Source organism: Pseudomonas sp. MBLB4123, from assembly GCF_051904775.1.
Classification (GTDB): domain Bacteria; phylum Pseudomonadota; class Gammaproteobacteria; order Pseudomonadales; family Pseudomonadaceae; genus Aquipseudomonas; species Aquipseudomonas benzenivorans_B.
This window is the reverse complement of the sequence record NZ_CP196711.1, coordinates 1,712,100-1,735,244: the sequence shown is the minus strand read 5'-3', so window position 1 is coordinate 1,735,244 and position 23,145 is coordinate 1,712,100. Positions and strand designations below refer to the sequence as shown.

The window sequence follows — 23,145 nt, the reverse complement described above, 5'->3', positions numbered from 1 at the left end:
CTCTCGTTGTGCGGCGCAGGGCGCCCTCACCGTCGGCGAGGGCGCCCTCGTGGTTTTCAGCGCCGGGGCGGGCGCTGGGCCGAATGCGCCAGCAGGGCGCGGAACTCCGCCAGCGGCAGTGGCCTGCTGAACAGGTAGCCCTGGTACAGGTGGCAGCCCTGCCGTTCGAGCAGGTCCAGCTGCTCCTGCTGTTCGACCCCTTCGGCGATCAGCGTCAGACCCAGGCTGCGCGCCATGGCGGCGATGGCGCGGATGATTTCCGCATCGTTGGGGTCGTGGGTGGCATCGCGGACGAAGGACTGGTCGATCTTCAGTACGTCCACCGGCAGGCGCTTGAGGTAGGTCAGCGAACTGTAGCCGGTGCCGAAGTCGTCCATGGCGAAGCTGACGCCGAGGCGCTGCAGCCGTTTCATCTTGGCGATGGTGTCCTCGATATTCTCGATGACGATGCCTTCGGTGATTTCCAGCTTGAGCATGGCGCGCGGTAAGGCGCTGTTGCGCAGGCTGCTCTCCACGCGGTCGCCGAAGTCGTTCTGGCGGAACTGTCGCGGGCTGATGTTCACGCACAGGCTGAAGGTCTCGGCTGCGATCAGCCCTTCCTCGAGCAGTTGTGCGCAGGCATGGCAGGCCTCGGCAATGACCCAGCTGCCGACGTCGAGAATCAAGCCGCTGTCTTCCAGTACGTGAATGAACAGGGCCGGGGATTGCGCCCCTAGGCTCGGATGAATCCAGCGCAACAGCACCTCGGCGCCGATCACCCGGCCGTCGCGGGCGTCCACTTGGGGTTGGAAGTACAGCTCGAACTCGCCGCGGGCCAAGGCCAGGCGCAGGTCGTTTTCCAGGCGCAGGCGCTCGCTGGCGGCCTGCTGCATGGTGCTGCGGAACAGCTGGATGGTGTTGCGTCCGGCGTCCTTGGCACGGTACAGGGCGATGTCCGCGCGCTTGAGCAGGTCGGCGGGGGTGTCGCCATGGTCGGGGATCAGGGCGATGCCGATGCTCGGGGTGACCTGCAGGCGGTGGCCATCCAGGCGCATGGGTTCGGCCAGCAGGCGGCGCAGCTTGTCTGCCAGTGTGCGAGCCTGGCGAGTCACGCTCGAACGCGGGCCCTCCAGGCCGCTGAGCAGCACCACGAACTCGTCGCCGCCCAGGCGCGCCACGGTATCTTCCTGGCGCACGCTGGCCTCCAGGCGTGCGGTAACCAGCTTGAGCACCGCGTCGCCCACCGGATGGCCGAGGGAGTCGTTGATGTGCTTGAAGTGATCCAGGTCGAGAAACAGCAGGGCGCCGCGCAGCTGATGGCGTTTGAGCAGGGCGATCTGCTGGGTCAGGCGGTCCATCAGCAGGGCGCGGTTGGGCAGGTTGGTCAGGGAGTCGTGATAGGCCAGGTGCTGGATCTGCGCTTGGGCCTCCTTCAGCTGGCTGATGTCGCGGGCGGTCAGCAGCAGGCAGGGGGTGTCGTCGAGCATGATCGGCTCCACCGAGACCTCCACCGTCTTGACCTGGCCGCTACGGTGCCGGCCGAGCATCTCGCGGTGCGGCACGCGGCCCTCGCGCTGCAGCGCCTCGAGCAGCTCCTGGCGCTGCCTGGGCTCGGCCCAGATGTTCAGTTCCAGCGCACTGCGGCCGATGACTTCTGCCGAGCTGTAGCCGGTGAGGCGGGTGAAGCCCTCGTTGACCTCGATATAACGGGCCGTGTCGCGCTCGGTGATGGTGATGGCGTCGGGGCTGGAGTGGAAGGCCTTGGCGAACTTCTCCTGACTGGCCTTGAGCGCGGCCTCGGCCTGTTGATGCTCGGTGATGTCGCGGAAGGTGCTGGCGATGCAGAGTTGGCGGTCGACGCGGATGAAACGGCTGGAAACCACGCAGCTGAGGGTCGTTCCGGCGCGGGTGCGAAAGCGGGCGATCTCGTTGCTCAGGCCCTGGTCGCGGGTCAGCTGCTCGAACAGGCGGCGGCGTTGCTCGAGGTCGTGCCAGAAGCCGACCTCTGGGCCGCTGCGCCCGACTATCTGCTCGGCTGGCCAGCCGAAGGTTTCGCTGAAGCTGGGGTTGACCTCGATGAACACGCCGTCGCGGATGCGTGAGACGCAGATGGGGTCGGGGCTGCTCTGGAACAGGGTGGCGAACTTCTCCTCCGAGGCGGCCAGGCGCTGTTCGCGCCGGACCCGTTCGCTGATGTCCGTCAGCACCCCGGCCATGCGCAGGGGGTGGCCCCGGTCGTTGCGGTAGAGCTTGGCCGTGCTTTCCACGTAGTGCAGGTTGCCGTCGGGGTGCCGCACTCGATAGGTCACCTGGTATTCGCTGTTGGTGCCTTCGAGCAGTTGGCCGTAGGCCTGGCGCATGGCCTGGCGATCCTCCTGCGGCACGCAGCCGAAGAATGGCTGGAATGTCCCTTGGTAGGGTTCTGCGGGCAGCCCATGGAGGGCGGCCGCGCGCGCCGAGCCATAGAAGATGCCGCTGGGTATGTGCCAGTCCCAGGTGCCGAGGTCCGCCGAGTCGAGCGCCAGGTTCAGCCGTTCCTGGCTGTCCTTCAGGGCCTGCTCCTGCGCCCTCTGCCGAGTGATGTCACGGACCGTCAGCACCAGGCAGGCGACGCCGCCGAGCTCGATCTCGCCGCCGTGAATCAGGTTGTCGGTGATCTGTCCGTCGCGGCTGGCCAGGCGCGTCTCGACCGGCTGGAGGCTGCCGTCGTCCTGCAGGGCGTCGAGAAGCCGCTGGCGGTCCTCGGGCTGCAGCCAGAGTCCCAGGGCCAGAGACGTGCGGCCCACGGCCTCGCTCTTGCTCCAGCCGAACTGGCGTTCGAAGCTGGCATTGATCTCGATGAAGCGGCCACTGGCCTTCTCGGTGATCACCACCGTGTCGGGGGTGTTGTGGAAGGCCTTGGCGAACTTGTCCTCGCCGCGGCTCTGGTCTTGGCGGCGTGCGTGCTGTTCGCCGATCTCGCGGATGACGCCCGTTCCGTGCGGGTTGCCGTGGTCGTCCCGGTGCAGGCGGCCACTGACCTCCAGCCAGTGCAGGCTGCCATCCGGCCAGCGAATGCGATGGTGGACGGGGTGGGGGTTCGGGCGACCATCGAGCATCAAGTGGAGCCGCTGCAGCACCTCGTCGCGGTCTTCCGGCAGGATTTGCCCGAGGTAGTCGATCGGGGGGCGCTCCAGGCCGTCGGGCTGCAGGCCGAACAGCGCCTCGGCGCCAGGGGACCAGCTGATCCGGTCGGCGTGCATGTCCCAGTGCCAGGCCGCGAGGCGGGCGCCGTTCAGCGCCTCGAGCAGGCGCGGACTATCCTGGATGGCCTGCTCTGCTTCGGCCGCGTCATATAGAGAGGCGCTCGGCAGGGGCGGGAGGCGGTCACTGCTTCTGGCCATGGTCGACCCCCTCTGGCGGTACTGGAGCGGCGAGGCGCCCGATGCATGGAGCTGGCTGGCACATTATTCGCGGATCGCCGTATGTCGGGCTGCGCGTCACGTTAGCTGGTGCGCGGCTGTCGCTGCAAGATCGTCGCGCTGGGTATCGAGCAGTCCCATGAAGGCCCGCGCGGCGTTCGAGAGGGTGCGCTCGGTATGCAGGATATAGCCCAGCTGTCGTGACAGTTGAATGCCGGGCAGGGGCAGGCGGGAGACCTGCTCGTCGAGCATGGTGCGCGGCAGTACGCTCCAGGCCAGGCCGATGGAGACCATCATCTTGATGGTCTCCAGGTAGTTGGTGCTCATGGCGATGTTCGGGGTCAGGCCCTGGGCCTCGAACAGGCGCTGGACGATGTGGTGGGTGAAGGTGTTGCCGCCGGGAAACACCGCCGGGTGGCGCGCGACGTCGGCCAGTTCGACCGCGCCCTGGCATGCCAGGGGGTGCTCGGGGGCGGCGACGAAGTCCAGCGGGTCGTTCCATACCGGCGTGGCGCGTACCGGTTCGCGCGTCTCGGGCGCCAGGGTGATCACCGCCAGTTCGGCGCGACCATGCAGCACCTCCTCGTAGGCCACCTCCGAGTCGAGGAATTGGATATCCAGCGCCACCTTGGGGTGCGCGCGGGTAAAGGCCCTGAGCAGAGGCGGCAAACGGTGCAGGCCGATATGGTGGCTGGTGGCCAGGGTCAGGCGGCCGCTGATCTCCCCATTGAGGTTGGTCAGGGCGCGACGGGTGTCGTCCAGCACATTGAGAATCTGGTAGGCCCGCGGCAGCAGGGCGCGGCCCGCCTCGGTCAGGCTCACCTCGCGGCCCAGGCGGTCGAACAGGCGCACGTTCAACTGCTGCTCCAGGCTGGCGATGCGTTTGCTCACCGCCGGCTGGGTCAGGTGCAGGCGTTCGGCGGCTTCGGAGAAACTGCCGGTCTCGGCGATGGCGATAAAGGCGTTGAGGGTGGCCAGGTCCATATTGAATTCCAGTTGGTTATCCAATGGATGAAAAATATGAATTTGAGTAATTTAAAGCAAGCCCCTAGGATCGTCCCCATAAGCCGCAGGGCTATTCGCCCGGGCATAGAAACACGCTGATGAGGGACTCGCTGATGGCCGGCAAAACGCTCTACGACAAGCTCTGGGATATGCACGAGGTGAAGCGCCGCGACGATGGCTCTTCGCTGATCTACATCGATCGCCATATCCTCCACGAGGTGACCTCGCCGCAGGCCTTCGAGGGCCTGCGTCTGGCCGGCCGCAGGCCGTGGCGCATCGACGCCAACATCGCCACCCCGGACCACAACGTGCCGACCACTCAGGCCGAGCGTCAGGGCGGTCTGGAGGCCATAGTCGACGAGGTGTCGCGCATTCAGGTGCAGACCCTGGACGAGAACTGCGACGACTTCGGCATCCTCGAATTCAAGATGAACGACTCGCGCCAGGGCATCGTCCATGTGGTCGGCCCGGAGCAGGGCGCTACCCTGCCGGGCATGACCGTGGTCTGCGGCGACTCGCACACCTCCACCCACGGCGCCTTCGGCGCCCTGGCCCACGGCATCGGCACGTCCGAGGTCGAGCACGTGCTGGCGACCCAATGCCTGGTGGCCAAGAAGATGAAGAACATGCAGGTGCGCGTGGAGGGTCAGCTGCCCTTCGGCGTCACCGCCAAGGACATCGTCCTCGCCGTGATTGGCAAGATCGGCACCGCCGGCGGCAACGGCCATGCCCTGGAGTTCGCCGGCAGCGCCATCCGCGACCTGTCCCTGGAAGGGCGTATGACCCTGTGCAACATGGCGATCGAGGCGGGCGCCCGGGTCGGCCTGGTGGCCGTGGACGAGAAGACCATCGACTACGTCGAGGGCCGCCCCTTCGCGCCCAAGGGCGCCGACTGGGACCAGGCCGTGACCCAGTGGCGCGAGCTGGTGTCGGATGCCGACGCCCGTTTCGATACCCTGGTCGAGCTGCGTGCCGAAGACATCAAGCCCCAGGTCAGTTGGGGCACCTCGCCGGAGATGGTCCTGGCGGTCGACCAGAAGGTGCCGGACCCGGCGGCCGAGGCCGATCCGGTCAAGCGCGACTCCATCGTCCGCGCGCTGAAGTACATGGGGCTGGCGGCCAATCAGCCCATCACCGACATCATGCTGGATCGCGTGTTCATCGGCTCCTGCACCAACTCGCGCATCGAGGACCTGCGCGCCGCCGCCGAGGTGGCCAAGGGCCGCAAGGTCGCCGCCACGGTCAAGCAGGCGCTGGTGGTGCCGGGCTCGGGCCTGGTCAAGGCCCAGGCGGAGGCCGAAGGCCTGGACAAGATCTTCATCGAGGCCGGCTTCGAGTGGCGTGAGCCGGGCTGCTCCATGTGCCTGGCGATGAACCCGGACAAGCTGGGCAGCGGCGAGCATTGCGCCTCCACCTCCAACCGCAACTTCGAGGGCCGTCAGGGCGCTGGCGGGCGTACCCACCTGGTCAGCCCGGCCATGGCCGCGGCGGCCGCGGTCACCGGCCGCTTCATCGACGTTCGCGAACTGATTCGGCCTTAAGGAGACCGCCCATGAAAGCCTTTACCCAACACGCCGGTCTCGTCGCGCCGCTGGACCGCGCCAACGTCGACACCGACCAGATCATTCCCAAGCAGTTTCTCAAGTCGATCAAGCGCACCGGCTTCGGCCCGAACCTGTTCGACGAATGGCGCTACCTGGATGTCGGCCAACCCAACCAGGACTGCTCGCAGCGGCCGGTCAACCCGGAGTTCGTGTTGAACTTCCCCCGCTACCAGGGCGCCAGCGTGCTGTTGGCCCGGGAGAACTTCGGTTGCGGCTCGTCCCGCGAGCACGCGCCCTGGGCGCTGGAGGAGTATGGTTTCCGCGCCATCATCGCCCCGAGCTTCGCCGACATCTTCTACAACAACAGCTTCAAGAACGGCCTGCTGCCGATCATCCTCGCCGAGCGCGACGTGGACGAGCTGTTCCGCCAGTGCGAGGCCGAGGAGGGCTACCGGCTGACCGTCGACCTGGCGGCGCAGACCGTGACCCGTCCGGACGGCAAGCAGTACGGCTTCGAGGTCGACGCCTTCCGCAAGCACTGCCTGCTCAACGGCCTGGACGACATCGGCCTGACCCTGCAGGATGCCGAGGCGATCGAGGCCTTCGAGGCCGGCTACAAGCAGCGCAGCCCCTGGCTGTTCGGCGCGATCAAGTGATGTGTAGGGTGGAAAACCGCGCAGCGTTTTCCACCACGGATTTTGGCGGATGGGGCCTGTGGCCAATATCCACCCTACCGAAGTAGAGGAATGTAATGAGCAAGCAGATTCTGGTTCTCCCCGGCGACGGCATCGGCCCGGAGATCATGGCCGAGGCGGTCAAGGTGCTGCAGCTGGCCAACGACAAGTACGCCCTGGGTTTCGAGCTGAGTTTCGACGAGCTGGGCGGCGCCGCCTATGACAAGTACGGCGTGCCGCTGGCCGACGAGACCCTCGCGCGGGCCCGTGCCGCCGATGCCATCCTGCTCGGCGCGGTCGGCGGACCCAAGTGGGACGCCATCGACCCGGCCCTGCGCCCGGAGCGCGGCCTGCTGAAGATCCGCTCGCAACTGGGCCTGTTCGCCAACTTGCGCCCGGCCATCCTCTATCCGCAGCTGGCCGATGCCTCCTCGCTGAAGCCGGAAGTGGTCGCCGGCCTGGATATCCTCATCGTCCGTGAGCTGACCGGCGGCATCTACTTCGGTCAGCCGCGCGAGAGCAAGGTGCTGGAGAATGGCGAGCGCATGGCCTACGACACCCTGCCGTACAGCGAGAGCGAGATCCGCCGCATCGCCCGTGTCGGTTTCGACATGGCCCGGGTGCGCAACAAGAAGCTCTGTTCGGTGGACAAGGCCAACGTGCTGGCCTCCAGCCAGCTGTGGCGCGCCGTGGTGGAGGAGGTGGCCAAGGACTACCCGGACGTCGAGCTGAGCCACATGTACGTGGACAACGCGGCCATGCAGCTGGTGCGCGCACCCAAGCAGTTCGACGTGATGGTCACCGACAACATGTTCGGCGACATCCTGTCGGACGAGGCTTCCATGCTCACCGGCTCCATCGGCATGCTGCCCTCGGCCTCCCTGGATGCCGACAACAAGGGCATGTACGAGCCGTGCCACGGCAGTGCGCCGGACATCGCCGGGCAGGGCATCGCCAACCCGCTGGCGACCATCCTCTCGGTGTCGATGATGCTGCGTTACAGCTTCAATCAGGGCGCTGCGGCCGATGCCATCGAGCAGGCGGTGAGCAAGGTGCTCGATCAGGGCCTGCGTACCGGCGATATCCACTCCGCCGGTATGACCAAGGTCGGTACCGCGGCCATGGGCGATGCGGTAGTCGAAGCGCTGCGTAGTCTGTAATCTTCCAGGTCCGCCGGGGTGGTTCCGGCGGTCTGTTCACATAGGTGTAGTCGTTATGAAACGTGTAGGTCTGATCGGTTGGCGTGGCATGGTCGGTTCCGTGCTCATGCAGCGCATGCTGGAAGAGCGGGATTTCGACTTGATCGAACCGGTGTTCTTCACCACCTCCAATGTCGGCGGCCAGGGCCCGGCCATTGGCAAGGACATCGCCCCGCTGAAGGACGCCTACAGCATCGACGAACTGAAAGGTCTGGACGTGATCCTCACCTGCCAGGGCGGCGACTACACCAATGAAGTCTTCCCCAAGCTGCGCGAAGCGGGCTGGCAGGGCTACTGGATCGACGCGGCGTCCTCGCTGCGCATGGCCGACGACGCGGTCATCGTGCTGGACCCGGTCAACCGCAAGGTGATCGATCAGCAGCTGGATGCCGGCGCCAAGAACTATATCGGCGGCAACTGCACCGTCAGCCTGATGCTGATGGCCCTGGGCGGTCTCTACGAGGCCGGCGTGGTCGAGTGGATGAGCGCCATGACCTATCAGGCGGCCAGCGGCGCCGGCGCGCAGAACATGCGCGAGCTGATCAAGCAGATGGGTGCGATCAACGGCGCGGTGGCCGACGATCTGGCCAATCCGGCCAGCGCCATCCTCGACATCGACCGCAAGGTGGCCGATGCCATGCGCGGCGAAGCCTTCCCGGTGGACAACTTCGGCGTGCCGCTGGCCGGCAGCCTGATCCCCTATATCGACAAGGAGCTGCCCAACGGCCAGAGCCGCGAAGAGTGGAAGGCCCAGGCCGAGACCAACAAAATCCTCGGTCGCTTCAAGAGCCCGATCCCGGTGGACGGCATCTGCGTGCGCATCGGCGCGATGCGCTGCCACAGCCAGGCCCTGACCATCAAGCTGAACAAGGACGTGCCGCTGTCCGATATCGAGGGGCTGATCAGTCAGCACAACCCCTGGGTCAAACTGGTGCCGAACCAGCGCGAGGCGAGCATCCGCGAGCTGGGTCCGACTGCAGTCACCGGCACCCTGAGCGTACCGGTCGGTCGCCTGCGCAAGCTGAACATGGGCTCGCACTACCTGGGGGCTTTCACCGTGGGTGACCAGCTGCTGTGGGGCGCCGCGGAGCCGCTGCGGCGCATGCTGCGGATTCTGCTGGAGCGTTGAGGGAGTCGCGCGCTGAGTCTGTTCGGCTGAGCGTTGTCGATACCGAATAGGGGCGGGCGCCGTCTGCGATCGAAGGTGATCGTGAGACGGGCCCGCCCCTCGCATTTTGAGGGGCGCGAAAAAGTGTCGGGCGGGCCCTTCATTAGGCCGCTGTTTGGGACGGTCGCAGGCATGAACGCTCGCCGATTAGCCGACGAACTGCCTTCAGTCTGCCGGCGTTAGGTCGATACTTGAGTGTCGGCAGCGGCCAGTGCGCCAGGGTGTAAGGAATGGCAATGGCAGGTATGGAGGAGATGGTCGTCACGGCCCGCTCTTTCAGAGCATGGGTGAGAGGGCCGGCTCAAGTCTTGAATGGCTCGAATCGGGCGGCTCGGCTGCGCCGGATGTCGCAGCTGGTTTGGATGTGGCCCGTGTCAGGCGGATCGGCGGGCAGGGCTAGGTCGCCGATCTCGATTTGTGGATTGCGTCTGATAATGTAAGAAAAGGCGCGAGCTTGAATGTCGTGTCGCCGGGTGAGTTGTTGATAAAACACTACCTGTAAAAGATACTTACCCTGAAATTTGAAGAATCTTTCGAGCTTGGCAATACTGGCCGAGTTGATTGCTGCATGGGGAGTCGCCCTGGGCGGATGCAGGCAGCAATAACAAGACCCTCTCGGAAACCGAGAAAAAAGATAAAACAAGGGATAACGCTATGGTTCGGGTTCGCAAACTGGTGCTGGCAATCGCAGCTGCTTCGGCACTGTCCTCCGGTATGGCGCACGCGCTGGGGCTGGGAGAAGTGACCCTGCAATCGGCGCTGAATCAGCCGTTGGTGGCTGAAATCGAATTGTTGGAAGTGCGCGATCTGGCGTCCAATGAAGTCCTGCCGAGCCTGGCGGCTCCCGAAGAATTCACCAAGGCTGGCGTCGATCGTCAGTACTTCCTGACCGACCTCAAGTTCACTCCGATCCTCAAGCCTAACGGCAAGAGTGTGATCCGGGTGACGTCGAACAAGCCGGTGCGCGAGCCGTACCTGAACTTTCTGGTAGAGGTGTTGTGGCCCAATGGTCGCCTGCTGCGCGAGTACACCCTGCTGCTCGATCCGCCGCTCTATTCGCCGCAAACCGCAGTCGCGGCTACTCCGCAGTTGCCCGTAGCCGCGCCGGCCCCGCTTTCGCAGGCTGCTGCGCCGCGTCAGAGCGTGCAAGCGGCCGTGCCTGCGCCAGCTGTGCGCAGTGCAGGCGGGAGCAACGAGTACAAGACCACGTCTAACGATACGCTCTGGGAAATCGCTCGACGTGTGCCTGGCGGCACCGTGCATCAGGCCATGCTGGCGATTCAGGACCTGAACCCGGATGCCTTTATCGGCGGCAACATCAATCGCATGAAGAGCGGCCAGGTTCTGCGTCTGCCCGATGAGCAGCAGCTCAAGCGTCGCTCCCAGGCCGAGGCCATTGCTCAGGTCGCCAGTCAGAATGCGGCCTGGCGCGAAGGGCGTGGTGTTGCGGCTCGTCAGCTTGATGCAACCAAGCGCAGCGCTGCTGGCGCGGCACCCGCCCAGGTCAAGTCTCAGGACAGTCTCAAGCTGGTTTCTGCCGATGGCGGCAAGGCCAGCAGTGGCAGCGACAGGGGGGCGGCCGACAGCAAGGCGCTGGCCGATAAGTTGGCCGTCACCCAAGAAAGTCTCGACTCGACTCGCCGTGAGAACGATGAGCTGAAAGGACGCATGAGCGATCTGCAGGGGCAGCTCGACAAGCTACAGCGCCTGATCCAGCTGAAGGATGACCAGTTGGCCAAGTTGCAGGCGGATCTCGCCAAGCCAGGGCAGGTCCAGGCGCCAGAGGTCGCGTCTACTGCCCCGGTCGTAGCGGCCGAAGAACCGGCCAAGGTTGAGCCGGCCCAGGTGGCAGTCGTTCAGCCGGAAGCGGCGGCCACTACGTCGGAGTCCGCGCCGGATTACAACTACGGCGAGGAGCCCGCTTCGGCCGCGCAAGGTGAGGCTGCACAGCCGGTATCCGAGCCTGCAGTGACGCCCGAACCTGTGGCTGCGATCGGGGAGCCGGTTGTACCTGCTGCTGTCGCTGAGCCGCCAGCGGCACCGGCTGAGCCGGTCGCGGTGCAGGCGCCGCAGTCCAGCGCCCTGGACGACCTTCTGGCCAATCCCATGTTGCTGGGCGCCGCCGGTGGTGGCGCCTTGTTGGTGCTGCTGGTCGGTTTGATGATGTTGTCGCGGCGCAATGCCCAGAAGGAAGCCGAGCTGCAGGCCGGCTTGGCGGCCGCGAGTGACGAGAACATCTTCGATAACGATATGCAGCAGGCGTCCGAAGGCTTCGAGGTATTTCCCGATGCCTTGGGCGAGGAGGCCGCTGCTGCACCTGCCGAGGAACGTGTCACGGCGCAGACCTCGGATGCCTTGGGTGAAGCGGATATCTATATCGCTTACGGCCGCTTCAATCAGGCTGCCGAGCTGTTGTCCAACGCGATCAACGACGAACCGCATCGTGCGGACCTGCGACTCAAGTTGATGGAGGTCTATGCCGAGCTGGGCGATCGTGAGGGTTTTGCCCGTCAGGAAAACGAGTTGCGCGAGATAGGTGGGGCCGGAGCAGAGGTCGATCAACTCAAGGTGCGTTACCCGGCCATGGTCGCCTTCGCCGGCGCCACCATGGCGGCCACCGCAGCTGCTGGCGTCGACGATGATCTGGACGGTTTCAGTCTCGACGATCTGACGCTGGACGAGCCGGCTCGGCCGACTGCTGCGGCTGAACTGGATGACGAATTCGATTTGAGTCTGGATGACCTCGAAAGCGAACTCGAGAGTGATTTGCAGGCCGCCTCTACTCAGGGCTCGACCCCAGAGGCCGAAGGTCTGGAATTGGACGTCGAGTCTTCGACCGCGCCGGTCGCCAGCCTGGACGACGATCTAGGCTTCGATCTGAGTCTGGATGATGCTGCCGACGAGAATCTGCCGCTGGGTGGCGAGTTGGCCGACTTCAGCCTGGACATCGAGGCCGACGGTGGCGAGGCCCCGGCGGCAGAGGAAGACGAGTTCCTCCTCAGTCTGGATGACGAACCGGTTTCTAAGCCTGTCGTGGATGAGGTTTCTGATTTGGCGCTCGATCTGCCGGAAGCGAGTGCTGGTGGCGAACTCGACCTGCCGGCCGACTTCGATCTGTCGCTGGACGATGAGGCGGTGGAAGTCCAGGCGGATGACTTCTCCGCTCGACTCGATGAGGTGAGCGCCGAACTGGATCAGTTGTCTGCAGGTGGTCCGGAGCAGTCTGCGGCAGCCGAGGCGAGTGGACCTGCTTCTGTGGATCTGGAGGACGATGATTTCGACTTCCTGTCCGGTACCGACGAGACGGCGACCAAGCTCGATCTGGCCCGGGCCTATATCGATATGGGCGACACCGAAGGTGCGCGCGACATCCTCGATGAGGTGGTTGCCGAGGGCGACGAAGGCCAGCAGCAAGAAGCGCGAGAGTTGATCGCTAAATTGGTTTGATACATGTCTGATGCACTACCCGCAACGGCAGCCGATTCGGCTGCCGTTGGTTTTTTCAAGGTCGCCCTCGGTGTCGAGTACAAGGGCTCCCGCTACCGCGGTTTCCAGCGTCAGCGCGCAGGGGTGCCGTCTATTCAGGAGTCTCTGGAGAAGGCCTTGTCCAAGGTGGCCGGCGGCGCGCCGGTCACCCTGAGCTGTGCCGGTCGTACCGATGCCCTGGTGCATGCCAGCGCCCAGGTGGTGCACTTCGATACGACTGTCGAGCGCTCCATGCATTCCTGGGTCATGGGCGCAAACATGAACCTGCCGGCCGACATCAGTGTGGCCTGGGCCAAGCTCATGCCGGCGCATTTCGATGCGCGTTTCTGTGCCATGGCCCGGCGCTATCGCTACGTGATCTACAACGATCAGATCCGTCCGGCGCACATGGCCGAAGAGGTCACCTGGAATCACCGGGCGCTGGATATCGGGCTCATGCGCGAGGCAGCCAAGGTGCTGGTGGGTACCCATGATTTCAGTGCCTTCCGCGCGCGCCAGTGTCAGGCCAAGTCGCCGGTGAAGACGGTGCATCATCTGCATCTACTCGAGCATGGCCGCTTTATCGTGCTGGATATTCGTGCCAACGCCTTCCTGCACCATATGGTCCGCAACATTGCCGGCGTGCTGATGGCCATAGGTGCCGGGGAGCGGCCGGTGGAGTGGGCGCGAGAAGTGCTCGAAACGCGGGCGCGCCGCACGGGGGGCGTCACGGCTCATCCTTATGGGTTGTATCTGGTGCAGGTCGATTATCCAGAGGAATTCGATCTCCCCAGGCGTTATCTCGGGCCGCATTTCCTTTCCGGCCTGCCAGATGTGGCGGCTGACGCCTAGGTAGTCATTTGCTACCATCGATGCTTTGCCGGAGGCTTCGCCAGTTGCCAGTCGTTCGCAGCAAGATCTGTGGAATTACCCGCGTAGAGGATGCTCTGATCGCCGTCGAGGCCGGTGCGGATGCGATCGGCCTGGTGTTCTATGCCAAGAGCCCGCGGGCGGTCAGCGTGCCTCAAGCACGAGCGATCATCGCCGCGCTGCCGCCCTTCGTGACCACCGTGGGCCTGTTCGTCGATGCCAGTGCCGATGAATTGAACGCTGTCCTGCGCGCGGTGCCGCTGGACCTGTTGCAGTTCCATGGTGATGAAACGGCCGCCTCCTGCGAGGCCGTTGGCCGTCCTTATATGAAGGCGCTGCGGGTCAGGCCGGGGGACGACGTCGCGGCGCGCATCGAGCCCTATGCCAGTGCCGCGGGAATACTGCTGGATACCTATGTGGCGGGTGTTCCAGGCGGTACTGGCGAGACGTTCGACTGGTCTCTGGTGCCCCGAGGTTTGACCAAGCCCGTTGTTCTGGCCGGTGGCCTGACGCCAGAGAACGTGGCGGCGGCCATTGCCCAGGTCGGGCCCTATGGGGTCGATGTCAGTGGTGGGGTGGAGGCAAGCAAGGGCATCAAGGATGCCGAGAAGATCCGTGCGTTCGTGAGCGCCGTCCGGGCTGCCTGAGTCGATTGCACCGCTGATGTGACGACGCTGCGCGGGCAGCCGTCCATAGCCCTGTTGCAGGTGTTGTAATGAGCGCCTTTGGCGGTCGAGATTGGGCGGCGGGTACCGATGTGTTTCGAGTGGTCGATAGGGGCCGGTTGGAACTGGTGCCGGCCCCTGTCGAGACCGCATCCGTGAATTCGCTTGGGTGTGCCGCAAGGCCCTGTGCCATGGCATGCTCGAGCCCACTGCTTTGGAGAATGAAGAGCATGAGCAACTGGTTGGTAGACAAACTGATCCCATCGATCATGCGTTCCGAGGTCAAGAAGAGTTCGGTGCCCGAGGGGCTCTGGCACAAGTGCCCCTCCTGTGAGGCGGTGCTGTACAAACCGGAGTTGGAGAAGACCCTGGATGTCTGCCCCAAGTGCAACCATCACATGCGTATCGATGCGCGCGCCCGTCTGGATATCTTCCTCGATGCCGAGGGGCGCGAGGAGATCGGGGCCGACCTGGAGCCGGTCGATCGCCTGAAGTTCCGTGACAGCAAGAAGTACAAGGATCGCCTGGTGTCGGCGCAGAAGCAGACCGGCGAGAAGGATGCGTTGATCGCCATGCGCGGTACCCTGGAGAAAATGCCGGTGGTGGCCTGCGCCTTCGAGTTTTCCTTCATGGGGGGCTCCATGGGCGCAATCGTCGGTGAGCGCTTCGTGCGCGCGGCCAACGTAGCCCTGGAGCAGCGTTGCCCGTTGATCTGTTTCTCCGCCTCCGGTGGCGCGCGCATGCAGGAGGCGCTGATCTCTCTGATGCAGATGGCCAAGACCTCGGCGGCGCTGGCGCGTCTGCGCGAAGAGGGTATTCCGTTCATCTCGGTGCTGACCGACCCGGTCTATGGTGGCGTGTCCGCCAGTCTGGCGATGCTCGGCGACGTGATAGTCGCCGAGCCGCGGGCACTGATTGGCTTCGCCGGCCCGCGGGTGATCGAGCAGACGGTGCGCGAAAAGTTGCCCGAAGGCTTCCAGCGCAGCGAGTTCCTCCTCGAGCACGGCGCGATCGACATGATCATCCCGCGTGCGGAGTTGCGCCCGCGTCTGGCCAAGCTGCTCGCACAGCTGATGCGCCTGCCGTCCCCAGCTGCGCTGCCGGTCACTGCATGATCGAGCGCTCCCTGGCTGATTGGCTGGCTTATCTGGAGCAGCTGCACCCCTCGGCTATCGATATGGGGCTGGAGCGCTCCAGGGCGGTAGCTGAGCGCTTGGGTCTGGGCAAGCCGGCGCCTCTGGCGATCACCGTCACCGGCACCAATGGCAAGGGCTCGACCTGCGCCTTCCTGGCCGCCCTGCTGCAAGACCAGGGACGGCGGGTCGGGGTGTACAGCTCGCCGCACTTGCTGCGCTACAACGAGCGGGTGCAGATCGCCGGTAGCGAGGCCAGCGATGCCTCGCTCTGTGAGGCCTTTGCCGCTGTCGAGGCGGCACGAGGCGAAATTTCCCTGACCTATTTCGAGATGGGCACGCTGGCGGCTTTCTGGTTGTTTCAGCGCGCGCAACTGGATGCCGTGGTGCTGGAAGTGGGGCTGGGCGGGCGGCTGGATGCGGTCAATCTGATCGATGCCGACCTGGCCCTGGTCACCAGTATCGGCCTGGATCATGCCGAGTGGCTGGGAGACACCCGCGAGTCGGTCGCTTTCGAAAAGGCCGGAATCTTTCGCGCGGGTACGCCGGCCTTGTGCGGCGACCCGCAGCCGCCGCAGCCCTTGCTGGATCAGGCGGCGCTATTGGCTGCGCCGTTGTATCTGCGCGGGCGCGACTACGACCTTGGCGTCGATGCCCACTGCTGGTCCTGGGGCGGGGTGGACGCTCAGGGCAAAGAGCTGCGCTTGGAGCGGCTACCGCTGCTCGATCTGCCGATGGAGAATGCCGCCTTGGCGCTGCAGGCCTTTGCCTTGCTTGGACTGCCCTGGCAGGCTGAGCGGATCGCTGCTGCCTTGACGCAGACCCGGGTTGCCGGTCGCCTGGATCGCCGGGCTGTGAATTGGCGGGGCAAGCCACTCACGTTGCTGCTGGATGTTGGGCATAATCCCCATGCCGCCGGGTACCTGGCGCAACGGCTGGCGGTCAGGCCGGCGACTGGCGAGCGTCTGGCGGTGTTCGGGCTGCTGGCCGATAAGGATCTGGCTGGGGTGGTTGCGCCGCTGCTGGGCGAGATCGCGCATTGGGCCGTGACTTCGCTGCCGACCGCTCGCAGTCGTCCGGTCGCCGAGTTGGAGGCGCACCTGCACAATTGCGCGGCGCGGGTGAGCGCCTATGCCGATGTGCAATCGGCATTGCTGGCACAGTGTGAGCGGGCGTCGGCAGGGGATGAAATTCTGCTGTTCGGATCTTTTTATTGCGTGGCCGAGGCCCTGGACTGGCTGGCCCGCCATGCCACGGGGGATGTGCAGGATGGCTTTGCTGGATAAAGGGCTGAAGCAGCGGATGGTGGGGGCCCTGGTGCTGCTGGCGCTGGCGGTGATCTTCCTGCCGATGTTGCTGTCGCGCCAGGACGAGTTGCGTCAGGTGGTGGTCGAGGCGCCGGCCATGCCGGAGGCGCCAGCCATGCCGCAGATCGAGATGCAGCCGGTCACGGTGCCGGAGCCCCAGGTTCTGCCGGAGGAGCCGGTACCCGAGCAGCCGGATGCGCAGGATGCGGTCGACCCGGTGCAGCCTGTTCCTGTCCCGGCCCCCGTCGTCGAGCCTGAAGCAGTGGCGGCGGCCCCCGCGCAGCCCGCGGCTGTACCACCGGCTCCCGCCAGTCGTCTGGATGCCAACAGCCTGCCGATCAGTTGGTCCGTGCAATTGGCCAGCCTGTCCAGTCGCAGCGGGGCCGAGAACCTGCAGAAGACCCTGCGCAGTCAGGGCTACAACGCCTATATCCGCAGCGTGGACGGCATGAACCGAGTGTTCGTCGGTCCGTTGATCGAGCGCGCCGAGGCCGACCGCCTGCGCGATCAGCTCAAGCGTCAGCATAAGCTCAACGGCTTCGTCGTGCGCTTTCAGCCGGAGCGCAGTTGATCCGCGGCTTACCCGAAGGCATGGGCTCTGCTAAAATGCAGCGCCTTTTGCGTCGGTAGCTGAATCGTGGCATTTACCTGGGTCGATTGGGCGATTATCGCCATCATCGCCGTATCGAGTCTGATCAGTCTGAGCCGTGGCTTCGTCAAGGAAGCCCTGTCGTTGCTCACCTGGATCGTTGCCGGCGTCGTTGCCTGGATGTTCGGCGGCGCCTTGTCGCAGCACCTCACAGAATTCATCGAAACCCCGTCGGCGCGCGTGATCGCCGCCTGCGCCTTCCTCTTTGTCGTCACCCTGATGGTGGGGGCGTTGGTCAATTACCTGGTCGGCGAGCTGATCCGGGTCACCGGTCTGTCCGGCACCGACCGTTTTCTCGGCATGGTGTTCGGTGCCGCCCGGGGCGGGCTGTTGGTCGTGGTGCTGGTCGGCCTGCTCAGCCTGGCGCCGGTGCAACAGGATCCTTGGTGGCAGCAGTCGACGCTGTTGCCGCACTTTCTAATGGTTGCGGACTGGTCGAAGAACCTCATCCTCGGGGTGTCCAGCGAGTGGCTGGCCAGCGGCGTCGACGCATCGGCGCCGCTGCCGTTCAAAGAGGGTCTCTTGCAGCCTAAACTGCCGTAAGAGCCTTCAGAATCTGCGTGTTTCACTAAGTAGGGGTTGCGTCACATGTGTGGCATTGTCGGTATCGTCGGTAAATCGAACGTCAATCAGGCGCTGTATGACGGGCTTACCGTTCTGCAGCACCGCGGCCAGGATGCTGCCGGTATCGTCACCAGCCATGATGGACGGCTGTTCCTGCGCAAGGATAACGGCCTGGTGCGCGATGTGTTCCAGCAGCGCCACATGCAGCGTCTGGTCGGCCACATGGGCATCGGGCATGTGCGCTACCCGACCGCCGGCAGCTCCAGCTCGGCCGAGGCACAGCCGTTCTACGTCAACTCGCCCTATGGCATCACCCTGGCGCACAACGGCAACCTGACCAACGTCGAACAGCTGGCCAAGGAGATCTACGAGTCCGACCTGCGTCACGTCAACACCAACTCCGACTCGGAAGTGCTGCTCAACGTGTTCGCCCACGAACTGGCCCTGCGCGGCCAGCTGCAGCCGACCGAGGAAGACGTGTTCGCCGCGGTCAGCGATGTGCACAAGCGCTGCCGCGGCGGTTACGCGGTGGTGGCGATGATCACCGGTTACGGCATCGTCGGTTTCCGCGACCCTAACGGCATTCGGCCGATCGTCTTCGGTCAGCGCCACACCGACGAGGGCGTGGAGTACATGATCGCCTCGGAAAGCGTGTCGCTGGACGTGCTCGGCTTCACCCTGATCCGTGACCTGGCACCCGGTGAGGCGGTGTACATCACCGAGGACGGCAAGCTGTTCACCCGCCAGTGTGCGGAGAACCCGCGCTACTCGCCGTGCATCTTCGAGCACGTCTACCTGGCGCGTCCGGATTCGATCATGGACGGCGTCTCGGTGTACAAGGCGCGCCTGCGCATGGGCGAGAAGCTGGCCGAGAAGATTCAGCGCGAGCGGCCCGATCACGACATCGACGTGGTCATTCCGATTCCCGATACCAGCCGCACCGCGGCGCTGGAGCTGGCCAATCACCTGGGGGTGAAGTTCCGCGAGGGCTTCGTCAAGAACCGTTACATCGGTCGTACCTTCATCATGCCCGGCCAGGCGGCGCGCAAGAAGTCCGTGCGGCAGAAGCTCAATGCCATCGAGCTGGAGTTCCGCGGCAAGAACGTGATGCTGGTGGATGACTCCATTGTGCGGGGTACCACCTGTAAGCAGATCATCCAGATGGCCCGCGAGGCCGGGGCGAAGAACGTCTATTTCTGTTCGGCGGCGCCGGCGGTGCGCTACCCGAACGTCTACGGCATCGACATGCCCAGCGCCCACGAGCTGATCGCCCACAACCGCAGCACCGAGCAGGTCGCCGAGCTGATCGGTGCCGACTGGCTGGTGTACCAGGACCTCAACGATCTGATCGATGCGGTCGGTGGCGGTAAGATCAAGATCGAGCACTTCGACTGTGCGGTATTCGATGGCCAGTACGTCACCGGCGATGTCGACGAGGCCTACCTGGACAAGATCGAGCAGGCGCGCAACGACGCCACCAAGGCCAAGTCCCAGGCGGTCAGTGCGATCATCGACCTGTACAACAACTAAAGAGCGGCGCGCCGGGCGAAGCTGCGGCGGCAGAACCGAGGTGAGGGGCATGACGCAAGATTGGGATGCCGGACGGCTGGACAGCGACCTGGACGGAGTCGGCTTCGATACCCTGGCGGTACGCGCGGGCCAGCGCCGAACCCCGGAAGGCGAGCACAGCGAGGCGCTGTTCCCCACCTCCAGCTACGTGTTCCGCACCGCGGCCGATGCGGCCGCGCGCTTCGCCGGTGAGGTGCCCGGCAACGTCTATTCCCGCTACACCAATCCCACGGTGAGAGCCTTCGAGGAGCGCATCGCCGCACTGGAGGGCGCTGAACAGGCGGTCGCCACGGCCTCCGGCATGTCGGCGATCCTGGCCATCGTCATGAGCCTGTGCAGTGGCGGCGATCACGTGCTGGTCTCGCGCAGCGTGTTCGGCTCGACCATCAGTCTGTTCGAGAAGTACCTCAAGCGTTTCGGCATCGAAGTCGATTATGTCGCCTTGTCCGACCTGGATGCGTGGCAGGCGGCCTGTCGGCCCACTACCAAGCTGCTGTTCGTCGAGTCGCCCTCCAATCCCCTGGCCGAGCTGGTCGATATCGCCGCGTTGGCGCAGATCGCCCATGATCGAGGCGCGCTGTTGGCGGTGGACAACTGCTTCTGTACCCCGGCGCTGCAGCAGCCGCTGAAGCTGGGGGCGGACGTGGTGATGCACTCGGCGACCAAGTACATCGACGGCCAGGGCCGTGGCATGGGCGGCGTGGTGGCCGGCAAGGCGGAGCTGATGAAGGAAATCGTCGGCTTCCTGCGCACCGCAGGCCCCACCCTCAGTCCGTTCAACGCCTGGATCTTCCTCAAAGGCCTGGAAACCCTGCGCGTACGCATGCAGGCGCACTGCGCCAGCACCCTGCAACTGGCCGAGTGGCTCGAGCGGCAGGCAGGAGTGGAGCGCGTCTACTATGCAGGCCTGCCCAGTCATCCCCAGCATGAGCTGGCCCGGCGGCAGCAGAGCGCCTTCGGCGCCGTGGTCAGCTTCGAGGTGGCGGGGGGCAAGGAGGCGGCCTGGCGCTTCATCGACGCGACGCGGGTGATCTCCATCACCACCAACCTGGGCGACACCAAGACCACCATCGCCCACCCGGCCACTACCTCCCATGGGCGGCTGTCGCCGGCCGAGCGGGCCAATGCCGGCATCCGCGACAACCTGATCCGCGTGGCGGTGGGGCTGGAAGACCTGGCCGACCTCAAGGCCGACCTGGCCCGAGGGTTGGCCGCACTCTGAGTCGGCGACGTCCAGTCTTTATCCGAGCTTGTGGCCGGTGCCTACCGGCCAACGAAAAAAAGCCTCGATGGAATATCGAGGCCTTTTTCGTTGTTGCGCGAATTTATTCGCGCAGATCGACCGCCGGCGCCGTGGCGCGGTCGAACAGCTGGACCGGGTCGCGGGGGAGTTCGCCGGGCTGGTAGTCGTCGCGGATATCCCGGAGCACGCGGATATCGCCGTACTTCTTCCCGGACAGGGCCGCGAGGCCGGCGGCGTCGCGGATCACGCTGGGGCGCAGGAACACCATCAGGTTGCGCTTGATGTGGGTGTCCTTGTTGGAGCGGAACAGACGGCCGAGGAAGGGAATGTCGCCCAACAGCGGCACCTTGGAGTCGGTTTGGGTGACGTCGTCCTGGATCAGGCCGCCGAGCACGATGACCTGGCCGTCTTCGGCGAGGATGGTGCTCTTGATCGAGCGCTTGTTGGTGATCAGGTCGACGGCATTGACCCCTTGGGTGGTCGGTGCGATGGAGGAAATCTCCTGCTCGATCTCCAGACGCAGGCTGGCCCCCTCGTTGATATGCGGCGTCACCCTGAGGGTGACACCGATGTCCTTGCGTTCGATGGTGGTGAAGGGGTTGTCGGCACCGGAGGCGCTGGTGGTGAAGGAGCCGGTCTGGAACGGCACGTTCTGCCCGACCAGGATCTCCGCCTCCTGGTTGTCCAGGGTCAGCAGGCTGGGGGTCGACAGCAGGTTGCTCTTGGTATTGGCCGACAGGGCGGTGACCAGTACGCCGAAGCGGTCGCTGCCCAGGCCGACGATCGCGCCATTGGGGAGGTTGTTGAGAATCGGGTTGTCGACGTTGTTCTTCTGATCCTGAATGGCCTGCAGCACGGTGCCTATCGACAGACCGGTGTTGCCGAAGTTGACCCCGCCGAGGCCGCCCTTGTCGCCGCGACCATCCAGCGCCCACTGCACGCCCAGGGCATCGCTGATGTCGCCGGAAATTTCGACGATCGCGGCTTCCACCATCACCTGGGCGCGGGGCACGTCGAGTTGGCGGACGATATCCTCCAGCGTCGCCACCAGGTCCGGTTCGGCCAGCAGCACCAGGGCGTTGAGGCTCTCGTCGGCGCGGATCAGGGTGTTCTGCGGCTTGCCGGTGGTTTCGCCGCCTTCCTGGTTCTTCAGGCCTTCGGAGATGTCGCCGAGGGTCTCGGCCAGGGCCTTGGCGTCATTGTGTCTTAGGCGTATGACCCGGGTATTGGCCGAACGGCTGGTGGGGGTGTCCAGCGATTGGGCCAGGGCCACCAGTTTGGCGCGTGCTGCCGGTGGGCCGAGGAGGATCAGGCGGTTGGTGCGCGCGTCGGCGATCACCTGGGTGCCGGAGGCGCCCTTGGCCTGGCCGCGCTCCAGGGCGCTGTTGAGCACCTCGGCGGCGTCCATCACCCAGGCGTGTTGCAGATTGAGCATGCTGTAGTCGCGTTCGCCTTTCTGGTCGAGCTGGCGCAGCAGATCCTCGATGCGGGCGATATTGGCGCTGCGGTCGCTGATGATGATGGCGTTGGCCGAAGTCACCGCGGCCAGGTGGCCGTATTGCGGTACCAGCGGGCGCAGCAGGGGGATGAGTTCGGTGGCCGAGCCGTGTTGTACCTGGATCAGGCGGGTCTCCAGGCGGTCGGGGGCGACGCGGCCGAGTCCCGCTTCGGCTTTGGCTTCGGCGTTGGGTACGATGCGTGCCTGCTCGCCCTGAGTGATGACGCTGAAGCCGTGGGTGGCCATCACCGAGAGGAACAGCTGGTAGACCTCGCTGAGATTCAGTGGAGTGCTCGACACGACGCTGACCTGGCCCTTCACCCGCGGGTCGACGACGAAGGTTTGCCCAGTGATCTGTGCGACCTGATCGATGAATTCGCGAATATCCGCGCCTTTCAGGTTGATGGTCCAACTTTCTTCCTGCTGCCCGGCCGAGGGTTGCACCGTGCTGTTGGCTGCGCTGAGCGGCAGCGGGCCGAATGCCAGCCCGGCGGCTAACAGTGCGAAGGTGAGGCGCGAGAGGATCGGGGACATCGGTTCAGTGGCCTTCTGTGGTCTGATCGGTAGGTTCGGCGTCCGGCGGCAAGGTACCTGCCGCTTCCATTTGCTCGCGCAGTGCATCCATGCGCTCGCGTAACTGTTCGAGGTTGCCGGCCTCCAGCTCGTCCAGTTGATCGAGGTTGTCCGGCGCCGCGTCATATTGCACGGGGCTCAGGTTATCGCCGCCGGATTGGCTATGGGGGAAGGCCAGGCTTTCCCGGCGACCGTTGCGCAGCAGTTCCACATGGTCGGCATAGACCGCATGCAGGCGCACGCCGTTGGCTACTTCGCTGTCTATGCCGTAGCGCTGGGCTTCGCTGCCTTCCTGGCGAATGATGGCGCTGGAGCGCTGCGGGTCGCTGTGCACGAAGCTTCCCAGCAGCGTCAGGCGCAGGCTGGTGGCGGGTGGCGGCGCATCGCCGTCCAGGGTGCTGCTGCCAAAGAGCAGCTCCAGGCCTTGGGTGAGGGCGGGAGGGGCGTTGCGGGGGGCGTCGAAGGCGTCGATGCCGGGCGGTGTGCGCAACAGTCGAAGCCAGTCCGCGGTTTGCCAGGCCAGGCTGATGCTCATGGCCAAGACGATGGCAATGCCGGCCAGGGTCGTGGCGTGTCGATCGATCCAGCGTCGAGTAGCCGTAAGGGGCAAGGGCATCACTCCATGAATGTTCTTGTTCT

General features: G+C 65.0%; 17 protein-coding genes and 1 pseudogene. 14 read left to right on the top strand and 4 right to left on the bottom strand.

Annotated elements, in window-relative coordinates; all coding sequences use genetic code 11:
- Window positions 1-56 precede the first annotated feature (56 nt).
- Together ACSX1C_RS07955 and ACSX1C_RS07950 are read right to left on the bottom strand one after the other, a co-directional pair.
- A complete protein-coding gene (locus ACSX1C_RS07955) occupies window positions 57-3,362 on the bottom strand; it encodes a sensor domain-containing protein (RefSeq protein WP_439888985.1) in 3,306 nt (1,101 codons plus the stop codon).
- A gap of 96 nt (window positions 3,363-3,458) precedes the next feature.
- Window positions 3,459-4,364 (bottom strand): LysR family transcriptional regulator, encoded by a 906-nt coding sequence (locus ACSX1C_RS07950; RefSeq protein ID WP_439888984.1) that lies wholly within the window; start codon window positions 4,362-4,364, stop codon window positions 3,459-3,461.
- A 134-nt stretch (window positions 4,365-4,498) separates the two neighbouring features.
- On the opposite strand from ACSX1C_RS07950, the gene leuC reads away from it, so the two are divergent.
- The 14 genes and pseudogenes from leuC (at window position 4,499) to ACSX1C_RS07880 (ending at window position 20,414) form a co-directional block, all read left to right on the top strand.
- Window positions 4,499-5,926, top strand: a complete 1,428-nt coding sequence (leuC, locus tag ACSX1C_RS07945) for a 3-isopropylmalate dehydratase large subunit (RefSeq protein ID WP_439889386.1) — start codon at window positions 4,499-4,501, stop codon at window positions 5,924-5,926.
- An 11-nt stretch (window positions 5,927-5,937) separates the two neighbouring features.
- Window positions 5,938-6,585 (top strand): 3-isopropylmalate dehydratase small subunit, encoded by a 648-nt coding sequence (leuD, locus tag ACSX1C_RS07940; RefSeq protein ID WP_439888983.1) that lies wholly within the window; start codon window positions 5,938-5,940, stop codon window positions 6,583-6,585.
- Between the two features lie 95 nt (window positions 6,586-6,680).
- Window positions 6,681-7,763, top strand: coding sequence for a 3-isopropylmalate dehydrogenase (leuB, locus tag ACSX1C_RS07935; RefSeq protein WP_369959574.1), 1,083 nt, complete (start codon window positions 6,681-6,683; stop codon window positions 7,761-7,763).
- A 55-nt stretch (window positions 7,764-7,818) separates the two neighbouring features.
- On the top strand, window positions 7,819-8,931 hold the full coding sequence (gene asd / locus ACSX1C_RS07930) for an aspartate-semialdehyde dehydrogenase (RefSeq protein WP_439888982.1): 1,113 nt from the start codon (window positions 7,819-7,821) through the stop codon (window positions 8,929-8,931).
- 448 nt (window positions 8,932-9,379) lie between these two features.
- Window positions 9,380-9,472, top strand: a pseudogene (locus ACSX1C_RS07925) (hypothetical protein); the annotation flags it as partial.
- A 152-nt stretch (window positions 9,473-9,624) separates the two neighbouring features.
- Window positions 9,625-12,417 (top strand): FimV/HubP family polar landmark protein, encoded by a 2,793-nt coding sequence (locus ACSX1C_RS07920; protein WP_439888981.1) that lies wholly within the window; start codon window positions 9,625-9,627, stop codon window positions 12,415-12,417.
- 3 nt (window positions 12,418-12,420) lie between these two features.
- Window positions 12,421-13,287, top strand: coding sequence for a tRNA pseudouridine(38-40) synthase TruA (gene truA, locus ACSX1C_RS07915; RefSeq protein WP_439888980.1), 867 nt, complete (start codon window positions 12,421-12,423; stop codon window positions 13,285-13,287).
- A gap of 44 nt (window positions 13,288-13,331) precedes the next feature.
- Window positions 13,332-13,952: a phosphoribosylanthranilate isomerase gene (locus ACSX1C_RS07910; RefSeq protein WP_439888979.1), complete on the top strand. Its 621-nt coding sequence runs from the start codon at window positions 13,332-13,334 to the stop codon at window positions 13,950-13,952.
- 248 nt (window positions 13,953-14,200) lie between these two features.
- The gene (accD, locus tag ACSX1C_RS07905) at window positions 14,201-15,085 is read left to right on the top strand and encodes an acetyl-CoA carboxylase, carboxyltransferase subunit beta (RefSeq protein ID WP_439888978.1); all 885 of its coding nucleotides are present in this window, start codon (window positions 14,201-14,203) and stop codon (window positions 15,083-15,085) included.
- Complete coding sequence (folC, locus tag ACSX1C_RS07900) at window positions 15,082-16,389, top strand: bifunctional tetrahydrofolate synthase/dihydrofolate synthase (protein WP_439888977.1); 1,308 nt, start codon at window positions 15,082-15,084, stop codon at window positions 16,387-16,389. The genes accD and folC overlap by 4 nt, the downstream gene beginning before the upstream one ends.
- Window positions 16,373-16,981 (top strand): SPOR domain-containing protein, encoded by a 609-nt coding sequence (locus ACSX1C_RS07895; RefSeq protein WP_439888976.1) that lies wholly within the window; start codon window positions 16,373-16,375, stop codon window positions 16,979-16,981. The genes folC and ACSX1C_RS07895 overlap by 17 nt, the downstream gene beginning before the upstream one ends.
- Window positions 16,982-17,047: 66 nt before the next feature.
- Window positions 17,048-17,602, top strand: a complete 555-nt coding sequence (locus tag ACSX1C_RS07890) for a CvpA family protein (protein WP_318645845.1) — start codon at window positions 17,048-17,050, stop codon at window positions 17,600-17,602.
- 45 nt (window positions 17,603-17,647) lie between these two features.
- Window positions 17,648-19,153: an amidophosphoribosyltransferase gene (purF, locus tag ACSX1C_RS07885; protein WP_439888975.1), complete on the top strand. Its 1,506-nt coding sequence runs from the start codon at window positions 17,648-17,650 to the stop codon at window positions 19,151-19,153.
- 49 nt (window positions 19,154-19,202) lie between these two features.
- Complete coding sequence (locus tag ACSX1C_RS07880) at window positions 19,203-20,414, top strand: O-succinylhomoserine sulfhydrylase (RefSeq protein ID WP_439888974.1); 1,212 nt, start codon at window positions 19,203-19,205, stop codon at window positions 20,412-20,414.
- 103 nt (window positions 20,415-20,517) lie between these two features.
- Here the strand turns inward: ACSX1C_RS07880 and gspD are convergent, their stop codons facing one another.
- Together gspD and ACSX1C_RS07870 are read right to left on the bottom strand one after the other, a co-directional pair.
- Window positions 20,518-22,467 carry a type II secretion system secretin GspD gene (gspD, locus tag ACSX1C_RS07875; protein WP_439888973.1) on the bottom strand — a complete coding sequence of 650 codons (1,950 nt, stop codon included), beginning with the start codon at window positions 22,465-22,467 and terminating at the stop codon, window positions 20,518-20,520.
- 4 nt (window positions 22,468-22,471) lie between these two features.
- On the bottom strand, window positions 22,472-23,122 hold the full coding sequence (locus tag ACSX1C_RS07870) for a type II secretion system protein N (protein WP_439888972.1): 651 nt from the start codon (window positions 23,120-23,122) through the stop codon (window positions 22,472-22,474).
- Window positions 23,123-23,145: the final 23 nt, after the last annotated feature.